The sequence below is a fragment of the Kribbella sp. NPDC059898 genome (assembly GCF_042730855.1).
Taxonomy (GTDB): domain Bacteria; phylum Actinomycetota; class Actinomycetes; order Propionibacteriales; family Kribbellaceae; genus Kribbella.
Genome location: NZ_JBHWKR010000001.1, coordinates 46,217 through 61,216, shown reverse-complemented (window position 1 = coordinate 61,216; position 15,000 = coordinate 46,217). Strand labels below are relative to the sequence as shown.

Here is a 15,000-nt window from a genome sequence, read left to right as displayed (position 1 = left end):
AGTACGAGTTGGAGGACTGAGCGTGCACGGAAGAATCCGCACCTGGGGACCCGGAGCCCTGGTGCTGCTGCCGACCGTGCTGCTGCTCGGGTACTTCGTCTACGGGCTGATCGCGTGGTCCTTCAACACCTCGCTGACGAACCGGCACACGGCTCGCAAGGGCCCGGCCGACTACGTCGGGTTCGAGAACTACGGGCACCTGTTCGGTGAGGACCGGTTCCTCAACTCGCTGAAGAACCTCGGCGTGCTCACGGTGGCGTTCATCGTGGGCACGCTGATCTTCGGCCTGCTCTGGGCGCTGCTGCTGGAGAAGGGCGTGCCCGGCGAGTCGATCTTCCGGTCGATCTACCTGTTCCCGATGGCGATCTCGATGATCGCCTCCGGCGTCGTCTGGGGCTGGTTGCTGAACCCGTCCCAGGGCGCCGACGCCCGCGGGCTGAACCGGCTGTTCGAGATCCTCCATCTGAACTTCCTGGAGAATCCGTGGTGGACCGCCGGGAGCAGATGGACGACGATGGCGTCCATCGCGTTACCCGCGGTCTGGCAGTTGTCGGGGTACATCATGGCGCTGTTCCTGGCCGGCTTCCGCGGGATCCCGCCGGAGCTGCGTGAGGCGGCCCGGGTGGACGGCGCGTCCGAGTTCAAGCTGTACCGGCACGTGCTGTTCCCGCAACTGTCGCCGATCGCGCTGTCCGCGCTGATCATCCTCGGGCATATGTCGCTGAAGCTGTTCGACCTGATCTACGCGATCACCGGGCCGAACCAGTTCCGTACCGAGGTGCCCGCGATCTACATGTGGAACACCTTGCTGCGCAGTGACCAGGCGAAGTCGGCCGCGATCGCGATCGTGCTGCTGGCCGTCGTCGCCGTTCTGGTCATCCCGTACATCGCGTACACCGTCCGGCAGGAGAACCAGGAATGAGCGCCGACACCGCCACCGCCGCGACCGGGTCCGCCGCCGCGGCGGTCCGCCGGAAGCCGCCGAAGAGCCGCGGCGTCATCGCGGACGGCTCGACCCGGCGCAGCCGGACGGTCCGCTACGTCCTGCTGCTGCTGTTCCTGCTGTTCGTCCTGATCCCGGTGTACGTCGTACTGATCACCAGCTTCAAGACCTCCGGTGACACCACCGCGGCCTCGCAGTGGAACCTGCCGAAGACCTGGACGCTGGAGCCCTGGCGCAAGGCCTGGGACGTACTGCAGCCGTACATGATCCGGTCGCTGTCGCTGGCGATCCCGGCCGCGATCATCTCCTCGATGATCGGGTCCGTGAACGGGTTCGTGCTGGCCCGCTGGCGGTTCCCGGGCGCGAACATCGTGTTCGCGTTCATCCTGTTCGGGATGTTCATCCCGTACCAGGCGGTGATGCTGCCGCTGCGTACGACGTTCACCGAACTGGACGTGACCCGGGGCGTGCCGACGCTGATCATCGCGCACTGCATCTACGGCATCCCGATCTGCACGCTGATCTTCCGGAACTACTACGCCACGATCGTGCCGAACGAGATCATCGAGTCGGCCCGGGTGGACGGCGCCGGCCTGGTCCAGACGTACCTGCGGATCATCCTGCCGATCTCGATCTCCGGGTTCGTGGTGACGCTGATCTGGCAGTTCACCTCGGTCTGGAACGACTTCCTGTTCGCGCTGTTCCTGACCCAGCAGGACAACGGTCCCGTGACACTCGGGCTGGCGGCGCTGGCGGGCGGTCAGAAGGTCGACTACGCCGCCTCGATGGCGGGTGCGTTGATCACGTCGCTGCCGACGCTGATCGTCTACATCGTGCTCGGGCGCTGGTTCATCGGCGGCCTGATGGCGGGCGCGCTGAAGGGCTGAACTCCGCAGTACCCCGACGGCCCGTGCTCAGGCGAGTACGGGCCGTCGTTCTGGAGTTGTCCACAGGGCGCGCGGTGGGGACTGCGGGGGAGTGGGCGCGGACGGTAATCTCACGGAGGTGACCAAGTCTCCGAGTGGACGGGATGGACGGCGCAGCCACCTGCGGCTCGTCGGCTCCGATCCCGGCGAAACGTACGCGCCGCCGGTGGGTGTCGATGTCGACACCACGCCGAGCGTCGCCGTGCTGGAGACCCTGCTGGAAACGCTTTCCCTCGACCTGGCCGCCGCGCCGGCCGCGCTGCACCCGGTGATCGCCGAGGCGTCCGTGGCCCGTTCGGCGGCGATGCTCGCCGACCAGCTGTGGCCGGCCGGGCGGCCGGACGAGATCGGTGAGGTGGAGCGCTTCTTCTGGGCCGACGCAGCCCGGGTGCTCGGTGAGCGCCGTGACCTGGAGTCCTTCGTGCTGCTGACCAGCCTGGCCCGGACCGTCGGCCCGGCCGGGCGGCTGCCGCTGCAGCGGGCGCACGTGTCGCGCCTGCGGACGCAGGACGAAGTGCCCGAGTGGGTGACCCGGATCGCCGGGTTCCGGCTGACCAGCGCGATCGTGTCCGAGGACATCACCGGTGACGGGCTGAGCGTCGTGCTGGACTACGACGACGAGCAGCACCCGCACACCGTGGTGGTGTTCATCGACAACAACCTCGGCGCGATCATCAAGGACGTGTTCGTCGGCCCGCCGGTGGACCGCGTCCTGGAGGCGTACCAGCGCGGCGGCCGGGTGACCATCCGGACCGTGCGTCCGCCGATCGCCGCCGGGATCATCCTGCAGGCCCTCGGCGAGACCCGGGACTACGACGATCCGCCGGTCAGCGAGGACTTCGAGTTCTTCACCGGCCTGCTGGTGAACCGGCTGACCCAGATGCCGGAGCGCCCGGTCCGCCCGCCGATGCGGCCGTTGCTGACCCCGCGGCAGCGCGAGCAGTTGGTCGAGGACTTCCTCGATTCGCGGTTCGCCGTTGGTCTGCCCGACGATGCGCCGGACATCGTCCGGCTCTGGATCGACCATGCGGTCGACCACACCGTCGGCGGCCCGCTGCGGGTCAGCGGCGTGCTGGTCGAGCTGTTCCTGGCGCACTGGCTGCCGCGGAAGGTGCTTGCCGACAGCACCTACTTCGACGCGGTCCCGGTAGTGGTGAAGGCCTGGCTCGAGTTCGCCGGCGACCGCGGCAGCCTGCCGCTGGACACCGTCGACGAGGCGGTCGACGCGGTCGACGTCTGGCAGCCCGCGCTGGAGGCCGCCGCGATGATCGATCCGGTCGGCTCGAAGCCCGGCGAGCGCGTCTTCCTCGACGACACCACCAACGACCTGGAGGACGCCTACCGCGCCCTGGCCGGCCTCGGCACCCCGCCGCAGCCCGACCTCCAGGGCCTGGACAACCACCAGGCCGCCACCCTCTCGGTGCTCGCCCCGCACGCCTGGCTGATGGCCGGCGAGACCTTGGGGACGTCGTACGCCCCCGACGCGTTCGACATCGCCGAACGCCTGGTCCGCGAGGCCCCCGACCTGCTCGCCAAGGCCCGCCTCTCGACCTGGCCCCGCGCCATCGTCTGGCTGATCGCCCACCGCCACCGCCTGGTCGGCCCCGGCGAGACCCTCACCCCCCACACCCTCGCCACCGACCTCTCCTCCTCCCCAGCCACCCTCCGCAAAACCGCCAAACTCCTCAGCGACACCCTCGTCCTGCCCCGCTGATCAGACGCGGTTGTGCCACGGCGGAGAATGGGTGGCATGCATGTGCGTGCGCCGGAGTTGCGGGGTCGTGGGTGGTTGAACACGGGTGGGCGGGAGTTGGCCTTGGCGGACTTCCGGGGCCGCTTTTTGCTGGTGGACTTCTGGACGTTTTGTTGCGTCAACTGTCTGCATGTGCTGGACGAGTTGCGGCCGTTGGAGGAGAAGTACGGCGACGCGTTGGTGATCGTCGGGGTGCATTCGCCGAAGTTCGCGCATGAGGGGGAGGAGGCGGCGGTTCGGGCCGCCGTCGAGCGGTACGAGGTGGGGCATCCGGTGCTGGACGACCCGGAGCTCGTGACCTGGCAGAACTACACGGCGCGGGCGTGGCCGACCCTGGTGCTGGTGGATCCGAACGGGTACATCGTCGCGCAGTACTCCGGTGAAGGGCACCTGCACGCGCTGGACGCGCTGCTGGCGGAGCTTGTCGTCGAGCACGAGGCGGCCGGCACGTTGACGCGCGGCAAGTCGCCGTACGTCGCGCCCGCGGCGGAGCCGACCGACCTGCGGTTCCCGGCGAAGGTGGTTGCGCTGGACAACGGGTTCCTGGTCGCGGACGCCGGCAACCACAGCATCGTGGAGCTCGCGGCGGACGCGACGACCGTCGTACGGCGGATCGGGACCGGCGAGCGTGGTTTCGTGGACGGCGGCGACTCCGAGGCGCGCTTCTCCGAGCCGAACGGGCTGGTGTTACTCCCGGACGACGTCGCGGCCCGGACCGGGTACGATGTGGTCGTGGCGGACACGGTCAACCACGCGCTCCGGGGGATCCATCTGCAGAGCGGCGAGGTGACGACGCTGGTCGGCACCGGGAAGCAGTGGATGGACGGCGACGGGACCGACGTCCTGAGTTCGCCGTGGGACGTCGCGTGGTGGGGCGGCAAGGTGTGGATCGCGATGGCCGGCGTGCATCAGCTGTGGACGTTCGACCCGTTCGGCAAGGTGACCGAGGTCGCCGCGGGGACCACCAACGAAGGGCTGAAGGACGGGCCGCTCGGCGAGGCGTGGTTCGCGCAGACCAGCGGGCTCGCGGCCGACGGAGAGCGGCTGTGGCTCGCGGACTCCGAGATCTCCGCGCTGCGCTGGATCGACACATCCGTCCACACCGCCGTCGGCACCGGGCTGTTCGACTTCGGGTTGCGCGACGGCAAGGCGAGCGAGGCGCTGCTGCAGCACCCGCTCGGCGTGACGGTGCTGCCGGACGGCTCGGTCGCGATCGCGGACACCTACAACGGCGCCGTACGGCGGTTCGACCCGTCGACCGACACGGTCGAGACGATGGCCACCGGGCTGGCCGAGCCGAGCGGTGCCGTTGTCGTGGGCAACGAACTGCTGGTGGTCGAGTCCGCCGCGCACCGGCTGACCCGGATCCCGCTCGGCGCGTCGGCGACCGCGGCCGAGTTCAGCACCCGCTCCCAGCGGCCGCCGATGGACCTGGCGTCCGGCGAGGTCACCCTCGAGGTCGTCTTCACCCCGCCGCCCGGCCAGAAGCTCGACGACCGCTACGGCCCGTCGACCCGCCTGCTGGTTTCCGCCACTCCCGACAACCTGCTCCGCGAGGGCGCCGGCGACACGACGGAGCTGGTCCGCCGGTTGGTGATCGACCCGCACGCCGGTTCCGGCGTACTGCACGTAGCCGTCCAGGCCGCCTCCTGCGACGACTCCGCCGAGGTCGAGTTCCCCGCCTGCCACATGCACCGCCAGGACTGGGGCGTCCCCGTCACCATCACCTCCGACGGCCCGAACCGGCTGGAACTGGTGCTCTCCGGCGCAAAGTAGCTCAGCTGGTGCGGAGTTCGATGTCGCCTGAGGTGGTGCTGGCGGAGACGGAGTGGGAGCCGGTGTCGGTGTTGCCGAGCTTGTTTTCGACGTCGCCGTGCCTGGTGTCGGTGCTGACCTTGTAGTCGGTGCCGGGGGCGGTGATCTGGATGTCGCCGCTGGTGTCCTTGGCGTTGACGTCGTTCGCCTCGGCGAGGTTCAGCTCGATGTCGCCGGAGGTGGTCTCGACGTCGACCGGGCCGCCCTTCAGGTCCTTGGCCTCGATGTCGCCGGACTTCGCCTTGAGGTCGAGCTTGCCGTTCAGGCCGTGCACCGACACGTCGCCCGAGGTCACGTCCAGGTTGACGTCGCCGTCGATGTCGCGGAGTTCGAGTGTGCCCGAGGTGGACTTCGCGTCGACGCCGCCGACACCGGCGAGCTGGACGTCGCCGCTGCCGTTCTCGCCGGTCACCTTCGTGCCGCGCGGGACGGTCACCTCGTAGTCGGCGGTGCACTGCCAGCCGCATTTCCCGTCCAGCGTGAGTACGCCGTCATGCACCGAGTACGCGTCGCCGTGCTTGAGGAACCAGAACTTCCGCTTCTCCCGCACCGTCGTCTGGCTGTCGTCGGAGACCTTGATCGTGATGTCGGAGTGGCCGGCCGCGAGCTGGACCGTGCTGATCTTGTCGTCGATCGTGTGTGTGTCGTCGGAGTTCCGGTCCCCGAACTGCCAGAACGCCAGCCCGGCCGCCGCTACCAGCAGGATCACGCCGAGCTGCTTGTTCTCCGCCATCGTCCGCCTCTTCTCGAGCCCACCCGCGTTGTCGCAACGACAGTAGGCGTCGAGACTCCCTCGGAGGATCCGGCAGATCCCCCGAGGCCACCCTGAGCGCTTCTCAGGGATCTACCGGTGCAGCTCCCCGCGGGACACCGCGGTGGCGAGGTCGTCGCCGGTGGTGCCGAAGAAGGTACGCGCCCAGAGCGAGTCCTCGTACCAGTACGGGCCGTCCTTGCCGGGCAGCGACTGCGGCGCCGAGCCGCGCCGCAGCGCCTGCCGGCACTCGTTGCACAGCGGCAGCGTCAACGTGGTCCCGTTCGAGTCGACCTTCGTCGGCCGCCCGGTGGACCGCCCGTGCAGCGGGTTGAACGCACACAGCTCCGGTACGTCGGCCACGCGCCGGCCGGCCGCGGTCGCGACGGCGGCGTCGTACTCGCGACGGCCCTTGTCCAGCAGCACCATCGCGCCGACCAGGTCGACGAGGTCGGGCGACGTACCGTCGAGGATCTTCGACGCGGCGGCGTGGTCGTCGAGCGCGGCCTGCTGGTGCGCCAGCCCGGCGCCTTCGGTCGTCGGCAGCGCCGCGAGCTGCGAGCCGAGCGTGGTGAGCTCGGCCGTCGTGTCCCGGGTGAGCTTCCGGCGCCGTTCGGCCGCCACGGTCGCGGCGACGTGCGGCGGGATCCGGAACGTCTTCTCCCGGCGCGGTGCCGCCCCCGAACGCGACCCGCGCGCCCGGCCGATCACCAGCCCGAGCGCCACCAGGACGAGCAGCCCGCCGACGATGCCGAGCGTGATGACGGTCCCGTGCCCACCGGACTCGGACGAGTCCCGGCGCGTCGGCGACCCCGAGTTCGGCCGGGTGGAGGTCTTCGGGATCCCCGGCTGGGCGAGCAGCTCGTACATCCGGGCGACCACCTCGGTCGGCCCCGCGTCGTACCCGGTGTCGTCGAGCGCGCGCTGCCGGGACGCGTTCAGCTTCTCGTCACTGACCTGCGGCAGGTCCTTGGTCTCGTACCACGGGAAGCGGTTGCCGCCGTCGACCACGACGTACAGACCGGGCTTGCGGAGCGCGTCCATGACCAGCGTGAGGACGTTGTCCTCCTTGCCCTCGAACTCGTCGCTCGGGGTCAGCGGCAGGATGATCGTGTACGTCGGGTACCCGAGCGCGGCCGCCTTCTTCTTCACCTCGGCGCGCAGGTTCTCCGGCAGCGCGGTCTTGTACGCCGGGTCGACGTACAGCGGGTCCTTCAGCAACGCGGTCGCGATCTCGTGCGCCCGCTCCGCCGGCGTACCGGCCGGTGCGGCCTGCGCCGGCGCCGCGACCATCGTGGTCAGTGCGGCAACCAGACACGCGAAAAGAATCCGGGCCTTCACGAGCGTTCCTTCCGTCGTCGTGGGGTGCCGATCGCCGCCGCGATCAGGACGATGCCGCCGAGAAGACCGCCGCCCATCATCCCGAGCACGGTGCCGCCGCCGCCGTTCGCGAGGGCCTTGCCGACGGTGAACTTGTCCTCGGACGAGGACGATGACGGCTCGGGCGTCGGTGTCGGCGTCGGCGTGGTCCGGGCGGGCTCCGGCGTACTCGACTTGTATTGCTTGATCCCGTCCAGGTAGTCCTTGAGCTGGCTGCTCATCGACTGGTTCCCGGTCCCGTAGGTCCAGTCCGGTGCGTACGCCGCGATCTCGTTGGCGACGCCGTACGACCGGTCGCCGTCCATCACGACGTACACCCCGGGCTTGTGGTTCGCCGCCGCGAGCCGGCCGGCCAGCAGTTCGGTGTCGCCGCGTTCCGGGAACCACTCCCCGGTCGGTACGACGGCCACGTACACCGGCACGCTCGTCCCGGTGGCCACCTTGACCATCTCGTCCTGGTCGGCCATCGACGTGTAGTCGGGGTCGACGTACAGCGGCTTGGTCGCCCAGGCCGCGACCGCGCCGGTGATCCGCGGATCGGCCGGCGTGGCCGCCCAGGCGGTCCCGGTCAGCAACACCATCGTTGCCGTCAGCAACAGGAAGAGCCGCCTCATCGGACCTCGTCCTTCCAGGCCTCGATCCGCTCGGGCAGATCGTCCGAGAGCGCGCCGAAACCGCTGGCGACCATCGGGTTGTCCGGCTCGAGCGTCCAGTACGGCACCTGCTTGCGGTCGTGGCCGAGCAGCCCCGACTTGCTCCAGACCCGGAGCCCGCGCGGCGTCTTCCCGCGCCGTACGACGCTCGCGCACTGCTGGCACGCCGGCACTTCGACGTCGTCCGACCAGTCGACCGTCGCCGTACCGGGGTTGTGCGTGGGGTCGAAGAAGCACGGCGGCTGCAGGGCCGCGCCGGACGCGACCCGCTCGGACTGCCGGGCGAGGACGAGCGCACCGGCCGCGGCGAGCAGGTCGTCGGGGTGATCGGCGCGCAGCGTCCGCGCGGCGTCCAGCCGGCGGTACGCGTCGTCACGCCGGTCCAGCTGCTCCGTCGTCCGGTTGCCGCGCTTGTCGAGCCGCGCGACCGAACGCTCGGCGGCCTCGATCTTCTCGTCGGCCTTGAGCTCCACGTCCCACGCGTCGATCGGCGGGTCGTCCGTGGCCTGCGGCTCGATCCGCTGGACCTTCGTCCGGCGGCGGCGCCGCAGCCCGAGCACCAGCGTCAGCGCGAACCCGAGGAGCCCGCCGATCCCCAGCCCGACGTACGTCGACCGGTCCTCCTTGTCGACCGTCGACAGGCCGTGGTCGCTGGAGTCGTGCGGCGGCTCGAGGTCGCCCGCCGGGACCGCCGGCAGCGGACGGCCGTCGAGCGCCGTCGAGGCCTCCTGGATGGTCCGTACGATCGGCGGCGCCGGGCGGTCCGTGACCACGTCGAGGCGCTGCTTGTCGTCGTTCTGGACGCTGACCAGCTCGCGGCCGCGCAGCCCGCCCGCCCGGTACAGCTCCGCGTTGACCGACCAGTACGTGTCGTTCACCACCGCGAGCAGGTACAGGCCCGGCGTACCGATCCGGGCGTGTAGCAACGTCGGCATGTTGTACGACACCTGCCGGAGCGGCGGCGTCGACGGCACGATCGCGACGTACACCGGCAGGCCGGCGGTACGCATCGCGGCGCGGATCCGGGCCAGCTCGGTGGCCGGGATGCCGCCGGCCAGCCGCGGGTCCACCGACAGGTGGTCGGTCCGCCAGGCGGCGGCGATCCGGTCCTGCAACTCGGGCGTGTTCGCCCGCGCCGGGACGGCGGGGACGAGGACGAGGGCCGCGAGCAGGGCGGTGAGAAAACGGGCGCGCATCGCGGACAGCGTACGACGACCAGAGCTGGGCACATGCATACGGACGCAACGACGCATCGGACGGTTCCAGTCGCCGAAGTTGACGCGACCCTGGCTCGGACAGGGGAAACCAAGCCAGGGTCACGGTGTTTCAGGGCAGCAACGTTGCCGCATGATCACCCTCCGCAACAGGGCAGATCGTGGGGCAACCTGGGGCAGATCGGCGAAATCATGCCCCGAATCCTCCGGCTCGACCCGCGCAAGTGGCCGAGCCGGAGGAGCCTCAGAACGCGGACTCGGGGAGGTCCATCACGTCCAGATCGGTGAGCTCGGCCTTGATCCGCTCAGCCCGCACGGACGGCATCGTGGACCGCACGAACCACTGCGCCGCGGCCACCTTGCCGGTGTAAAAGTCCTGGTCAGCGGCCGAAAGCTCGCCACCGAGCCGCTCCAGCGCGACCTCGGCCTGACGCAGCATCAGCCACGAGCAGACCACGTCGCCGAGGACGAACAGCAGCCGCGAGGTGTTCAGTCCGACCTTGTAGATGTTCCGGGGGTCGCCGTTCTCCGCCTGGGGATTGCTGGCCATGAGGGCCTGCCCCATGATGCCCAGGATTTTCTGCGTGTCCTCGAGGCCCTTGGCCAGCAGTCCACGCTCCTCCTTGAGGCGGCCGTTCCCCGCCTCGGAGGCGACGAACGCCTGCACCTGCTCGGCGAGATGGCCGAGCGCCTTGCCCTGGTCCTTGATGATCTTCCGGAAGAACAGGTCCTGACCCTGGATCGCGGTCGTGCCCTCGTAGAGCGTGTCGATCTTCGCGTCCCGGACGTACTGCTCGATCGGGTAGTCCTGCAGGAAGCCGGAGCCGCCGAACGTCTGCAGCGCCTCGGTGCCGAGCAGCGTCCACGACTTCTCCGAGCCGTATCCCTTCACCAGCGGCAGCAGCAGGTCGTTGACCCGCTCCGCGAGGTCGTCGTGCTCCCCGGCGTACCGCGCCTGCTCGGCCCGGTCCTGGTACGTCGCCGTGAACAGGACGAGCGCCCGCAGCGCCTCGGCGTACGACTTCTGCGTCAGCAGCGAACGCCGTACGTCGGGGTGGTGGGTGATCGTGACGCGCGGCGCGTCCTTGGCCGGCTGGGTGAGGTCCGCGCCCTGCACCCGCTCCTTCGCGTACTCGAGCGCGTTCAGGTAGCCGGTGGAGAGGGTGGCGATCGCCTTGGTGCCGACCATCATCCGGGCGTACTCGATCACCTGGAACATCTGCGCGATGCCGTCGTGCACCTCGCCGAGCAGCCAGCCCTTCGCCGGGCCGCCGATGTTGCCGTCGCCGAAGGTGATCTCGCAGGTCGTGGAGACCTTGATGCCCATCTTCTTCTCGACGTTCGTGACGAAGGCGCCGTTGCGCTCGCCGGTCAGCTCACCGGTCTCGAGGTCGAAGTCGTACTTCGGCACCACGAACAGGCTCAGGCCCTTCGTCCCCGGACCGCCGACGCCCTCGATCCCCTGCGGGCGGGCCAGCACCAGGTGGATGATGTTCTCGGTCATGTCGTGCTCGCCCGAGGTGATGAACCGCTTGACGCCCTCGATGTGCCAGGAGCCGTCGTCCTGCAGCGTGGCCTTGGTCCGCCCCGCGCCGACGTCGGAGCCGGCGTCCGGCTCGGTCAGCACCATGGTGGCGCCCCAGCCGCGCTCGATGATGTGGTGCGCGATCTTCTGGTCCCGCTCGGTGCCGTTGCGCCAGAGCACGTGCGCGAAGTTCGGGCCGGCGGCGTACATGTGCACCGGCGGGTTGGCGCCCAGCACCAGCTCGGCGGCGGCCCAGCGCAGCGACGGCGGGGTCGGCTGACCGCCGAGCTCAGCCGGCAGCTCGAGCTTGAACCACTCGGCGTCCATGTAGGCGTGGTAGCTCTTCTTGAACGCCTCGGGCATCCGGACCTCGTGCGCCTCCGGGTCGAAGACCGGCGGATTCCGGTCAGCCTCCGCGAACGACTCGGCCAGCTCGTGCTTGGCCAGCCGGTCCACCTCCGCGAGCACCTCACGGGCGGTGTCGACGTCCATCTCGGCGTACGGGCCCTGTCCGAGCACGTCACCTCGGCCCAGCACCTCGAGCAGGTTGAACTCGATGTCCCGCAGATTCGACTTGTAGTGACTCACAGAGGCTCCCTTACTCACGAGTAACTTAAGTATATACCCGTCGGTAATGAGGGCAAAGGGGGTTTGCTGTGACCTGTGACCAGGCTGATATACGAGACGCACTCGATCACCGTCGACAACGAGCGAGGGTTCGCGACCGGATGGCTGCCGGGGGAGCTGTCCGCCGAGGGACGGCGGCTCGCGGGAGAGCTGGGCGAGCGGCGGCGGGACGTCGACGTGGTGTTCAGTTCGGATCTGCGCCGAGCCGTGGAGACCGTCGAGCTGGCGGGGCTGAGCGCGCCGCATTTGCAGGACTGGCGGCTGCGCGAGTGCAACTACGGCGAGCTCAACGGAGCGCCGGTGGACGCGCTCGCCCCCAGGGTCGAGCGCGTCCGGAACCCGTTTCCGGGCGGTCAGTCGTACGCCGACGTCGTCGGCCTGACCCGTTCGTTCCTTGCGGACGTGAAGCAGTGGTACGACGCGGCAACCGTCCTCGTGGTTGCCCACTCCGCCAACAGATGGGCGCTGGAGCATCTGCTGGGGAGCGGGCGACCGATGGAAGAGCTGATCGAGGCGCCGTTCGACTGGCAGCCCGGCTGGACTTACGCGTTGTAGACGGTGTTGCTGCCGTAGAGCTTCTGGGTGAACGCGGACATGTACGACGACGTGTCCGACTCGGTCAGGTTGTACGTGAGGAACACGCCGTACCCTCCGCTGACCGTGCGCTGGGCGAGGCTTGCCGCGGTGGACGAGCTGGTCGCGGTGTACGAGACGGCGGCGGGGGAGACCCGGGACTTCTCGCTCGGTGCGCTGGGGACCGACCAGCTGCCGTAGTACGGGTTCCAGCCGTAGTCGAACGTCTCGACGATGCTCTGGCCGTTGTAGGTCAGGCGGTCCGCGGCCGGGCCGATGTCGTACAGCGTGATCAGCTTGTTCGGCAGCTTCGCGCGGAGCGCCTGGACCAGGTACACGAACGAGAAGTCGTTCGGCTGGCCGGTGCCGTTGTTGCCGTACTCCGCGTACTCGTCGTCGAAGTCGATGCCGTCCAGTCCGTACTGGTTGACGGCGTCCGCGAGTTGCTGCGCGAACGCGTCCGCGGACGCCTGGTCCGGGAAGTTCGCGAAGCCGGCGCCCTGGTGGTTGCCGAGGATCGACAGCAGCACCTTGATGCCCTTCGCCTGCAGTGGGCGGACCTGGGTGGCGACGTTGTCGAGCACGCTCTGGACCTGCTGGTTGAACGACAGGTACGCCTTGGTGCCGTCGTAGTTGATGTTCGCGGCGAAGATCACCGCGACGTCGACCACCTGGGCGCCGCCGTTCGCGAGCGTGTACTTGCCGGCGTTCAGCATGCTGTGGTCGTTGACCTCGATGTAGGCGACGGTCACCGGTCCGGTCTTCGCGCGCGGGCGGCGTTTGCCGGCGGCATCGGCCGGCAGTGCGGCACCGGTCGCGGCCGCGGCGGTACCGGCGGCCAGGGCTGACAACAGGGTCCTTCGCTTCATGAGCTGATCGACTCCTCGTCACGGTGGGCGGTATTGCTATAACGGTTAAGTAGCTCTCACCACCCGCCCGACTGGCCGCGCGGTCGGTGGAGATAAACCGGTATAGCGTCACTGATCATCAATCCGTGATCACCGGCTGTCAAGACCCGGCGCTGATGACCGAGACTGGAGGTTGCGACCGGCCACCGACGGGAGTGACATGCGAGTGATCGGACTGATGTCCGGGACGTCGTACGACGCGATCGACGCCGCTGCCGCGGATCTGCGGCTGGACGGGGACCAGCTCGTACTGACACCGCTGGGGATGCTCAGCCAGCCGTACCCGGACGAGCTCCGCGCGGCGGTCGCGGCCGCGTTGCCGCCGGCGCCGACCACGATGGAGCAGGTCTGCCAGCTCGACACCGGGATCGGGCAGGCGTTCGCGGCGGTCGCGCGGCAGGCGGTCGAGCAGCTCTGCGGCGGGTACGCGGACCTGATCGTGTCGCACGGGCAGACGATGTTCCACTGGGTCGACGACGGCGCGGTCCGGGGCACGCTGCAGCTCGGGCAGCCCGCCTGGATCGCGGAGGCGACCGGCGTACCGGTGGTGTCGGACCTGCGGGCGCGGGACGTCGCCGCGGGCGGTCAGGGGGCGCCGCTCGTCAGCATCATCGACGTACTGTGGCTGCGCGGGCGGCCCGGCGTACCGGTGGCGCTGAACCTCGGCGGGATCGCGAACATCACGGTCGTCCACGGCGACCCGGTCGCGTTCGACACCGGCCCGGCGAACGCGCTGATCGATGCGGTGGTGACCGAGCTGACCGGGCAGCCGTTCGACGCCGACGGGGTGATGGCGGCGCGCGGGCAGGTACATCTCGAGCTGCTCGACCGGCTGCTGGCCGAGCCGTACTACGGACGCCCGGCGCCGAAGTCGACCGGCAAGGAGCTCTTCAACCTCGCGTACGTCGCCCACGCACTTGAAGGGCTGCCGGTCATCCCGGCCGAGGATCTCGTCGCCACGGTGACGACGCTGACCGCGCGGACGGTCGCCGACGCGGTACGGCGGTACGGCGGGACCGAGGTGGTGGCGTCGGGCGGTGGGATCCGGAACCCGGTGCTGATGCATCTGCTCGCGGACGAGCTGGAGATTCCGGTCCGGACCACGGACGAGCTGGGCATGCCGTCGGCGGCGAAGGAGGCGTACGCGTTCGCCGTACTCGGGTTCCTGACCGTGCACGGGCTGGGCGGGACGGTGCCCAGTTGTACCGGCGCGCGGCACGCGAGCGTGCTCGGATCGGTGACTCCGGGACCGAGCGGACTGCCGACGATTTCGGGCGAGGCACGACCTCCCCTGCGGCTTCTGGTCGAATGACCGCACACTAGGACTGTGACGAGGTTGTTCGTGGTGACCGGTGCGCCCGGTGCGGGGAAGTCGACGGTTGTGCCCGAGCTGGTCCGGCTCAACCCGGGCAATCTGGTCGTGATGGACATGGACGAGTTGCTGGACGACAACGGCCGGCTGCTCGGCATCTCGATCGCGAGCCCGACGGCGGCGCCGATCTGGCCGGCGTACAACGCGCTGTGGCTGCGGATCACCGAGCTGATCCGGCGCTCCGGGATCCCGGTGCTGCTGCTCACCCCGGGGCTGCCGTCCGAGCTGCCGGAGGGACGATGGCTGCACCTGGACTGCCCGGACGCCGTACGCCGGAAGCGGCTGGCCGCGCGGGGGTGGCCGGCGGTGCAGATCGAGGAGGCGGTCGCGGACGCGGCCGAGCTGCGGAAGTACGTGCCGCGGTCGGTGCTGTCGGACGTGAACCCGGAGCGGTGCGCGAAGGGGATCCTGGACTGGATCCGCGGCGAGCGCTTCGGGAAGACCCTCAGCCTGTGGAGCCGGCTCCGGAGTTGACCTCTGCGGAACTTCTTCCGCAGCTGGTGCCGGATTGTTTCCGCAGAGGCGGGTTGACCTTCGAGTTGGTGCAGGGGTGAGGGTCC

General features: G+C 69.6%; 13 protein-coding genes. 7 read left to right on the top strand and 6 right to left on the bottom strand.

Features of this window, described 5'->3' with window-relative positions:
• The first annotated feature begins 22 nt into the window (after positions 1 to 22).
• The 4 genes from ACFV9C_RS00290 to ACFV9C_RS00275 all read left to right on the top strand — a co-directional run bounded on the left by ACFV9C_RS00290 (position 23) and on the right by ACFV9C_RS00275 (position 5,398).
• Positions 23 to 922: a carbohydrate ABC transporter permease gene (locus tag ACFV9C_RS00290; RefSeq protein WP_380189367.1), complete on the top strand. Its 900-nt coding sequence runs from the start codon at positions 23 to 25 to the stop codon at positions 920 to 922.
• Positions 919 to 1,830: a carbohydrate ABC transporter permease gene (locus ACFV9C_RS00285; RefSeq protein ID WP_380189365.1), complete on the top strand. Its 912-nt coding sequence runs from the start codon at positions 919 to 921 to the stop codon at positions 1,828 to 1,830. Before ACFV9C_RS00290 ends, ACFV9C_RS00285 begins: the two co-directional genes overlap by 4 nt.
• Positions 1,831 to 1,948: 118 nt before the next feature.
• Positions 1,949 to 3,583, top strand: a complete 1,635-nt coding sequence (locus tag ACFV9C_RS00280) for a hypothetical protein (RefSeq protein WP_380189363.1) — start codon at positions 1,949 to 1,951, stop codon at positions 3,581 to 3,583.
• Between the two features lie 36 nt (positions 3,584 to 3,619).
• Positions 3,620 to 5,398: an NHL domain-containing thioredoxin family protein gene (locus ACFV9C_RS00275; protein ID WP_380189361.1), complete on the top strand. Its 1,779-nt coding sequence runs from the start codon at positions 3,620 to 3,622 to the stop codon at positions 5,396 to 5,398.
• 1 nt (position 5,399) lies between these two features.
• On the opposite strand, the gene ACFV9C_RS00270 is transcribed toward ACFV9C_RS00275, so the two are convergent.
• The 5 genes from ACFV9C_RS00270 to ACFV9C_RS00250 form a co-directional block, all read right to left on the bottom strand.
• A complete protein-coding gene (locus tag ACFV9C_RS00270; protein WP_380189359.1) occupies positions 5,400 to 6,170 on the bottom strand; it encodes a DUF4097 domain-containing protein in 771 nt (256 codons plus the stop codon).
• 111 nt (positions 6,171 to 6,281) lie between these two features.
• Positions 6,282 to 7,529 (bottom strand): hypothetical protein, encoded by a 1,248-nt coding sequence (locus ACFV9C_RS00265; protein ID WP_380189357.1) that lies wholly within the window; start codon positions 7,527 to 7,529, stop codon positions 6,282 to 6,284.
• Complete coding sequence (locus ACFV9C_RS00260) at positions 7,526 to 8,182, bottom strand: hypothetical protein (RefSeq protein ID WP_380189355.1); 657 nt, start codon at positions 8,180 to 8,182, stop codon at positions 7,526 to 7,528. Before ACFV9C_RS00260 ends, ACFV9C_RS00265 begins: the two co-directional genes overlap by 4 nt.
• On the bottom strand, positions 8,179 to 9,417 hold the full coding sequence (locus ACFV9C_RS00255; protein ID WP_380189353.1) for a hypothetical protein: 1,239 nt from the start codon (positions 9,415 to 9,417) through the stop codon (positions 8,179 to 8,181). Before ACFV9C_RS00255 ends, ACFV9C_RS00260 begins: the two co-directional genes overlap by 4 nt.
• 262 nt (positions 9,418 to 9,679) lie before the next feature.
• Entirely contained in the window at positions 9,680 to 11,548 is a 1,869-nt protein-coding gene (locus tag ACFV9C_RS00250; protein WP_380189351.1) for an acyl-CoA dehydrogenase, read from the bottom strand.
• A gap of 75 nt (positions 11,549 to 11,623) precedes the next feature.
• Between ACFV9C_RS00250 and ACFV9C_RS00245 the strand changes: the two genes are divergently transcribed.
• Positions 11,624 to 12,142: a histidine phosphatase family protein gene (locus ACFV9C_RS00245; RefSeq protein WP_380189349.1), complete on the top strand. Its 519-nt coding sequence runs from the start codon at positions 11,624 to 11,626 to the stop codon at positions 12,140 to 12,142.
• Here ACFV9C_RS00245 and ACFV9C_RS00240 read toward each other — a convergent pair.
• Positions 12,130 to 13,029, bottom strand: coding sequence for an endo-beta-N-acetylglucosaminidase H (locus ACFV9C_RS00240; RefSeq protein ID WP_380189347.1), 900 nt, complete (start codon positions 13,027 to 13,029; stop codon positions 12,130 to 12,132). The genes ACFV9C_RS00245 and ACFV9C_RS00240 overlap by 13 nt on opposite strands.
• A 199-nt stretch (positions 13,030 to 13,228) precedes the next feature.
• On the opposite strand from ACFV9C_RS00240, the gene ACFV9C_RS00235 reads away from it, so the two are divergent.
• Together ACFV9C_RS00235 and ACFV9C_RS00230 are read left to right on the top strand one after the other, a co-directional pair.
• Positions 13,229 to 14,380, top strand: coding sequence for an anhydro-N-acetylmuramic acid kinase (locus tag ACFV9C_RS00235; protein ID WP_380189345.1), 1,152 nt, complete (start codon positions 13,229 to 13,231; stop codon positions 14,378 to 14,380).
• Between the two features lie 15 nt (positions 14,381 to 14,395).
• Positions 14,396 to 14,914, top strand: a complete 519-nt coding sequence (locus ACFV9C_RS00230) for an AAA family ATPase (RefSeq protein ID WP_380189343.1) — start codon at positions 14,396 to 14,398, stop codon at positions 14,912 to 14,914.
• Positions 14,915 to 15,000: the final 86 nt, after the last annotated feature.

Coding starts and splice junctions, on each gene's coding strand:
- ACFV9C_RS00260 (WP_380189355.1), bottom strand. CDS start 8,182: ATGAGGCGGCTCTTCCTGTTGCTGACGGCAACGATGGTGTTGCTGACC.
- ACFV9C_RS00255 (WP_380189353.1), bottom strand. CDS start 9,417: ATGCGCGCCCGTTTTCTCACCGCCCTGCTCGCGGCCCTCGTCCTCGTC.
- ACFV9C_RS00270 (WP_380189359.1), bottom strand. CDS start 6,170: ATGGCGGAGAACAAGCAGCTCGGCGTGATCCTGCTGGTAGCGGCGGCC.
- ACFV9C_RS00285 (WP_380189365.1), top strand. CDS start 919: ATGAGCGCCGACACCGCCACCGCCGCGACCGGGTCCGCCGCCGCGGCG.
- ACFV9C_RS00275 (WP_380189361.1), top strand. CDS start 3,620: ATGCATGTGCGTGCGCCGGAGTTGCGGGGTCGTGGGTGGTTGAACACG.
- ACFV9C_RS00240 (WP_380189347.1), bottom strand. CDS start 13,029: ATGAAGCGAAGGACCCTGTTGTCAGCCCTGGCCGCCGGTACCGCCGCG.
- ACFV9C_RS00235 (WP_380189345.1), top strand. CDS start 13,229: ATGCGAGTGATCGGACTGATGTCCGGGACGTCGTACGACGCGATCGAC.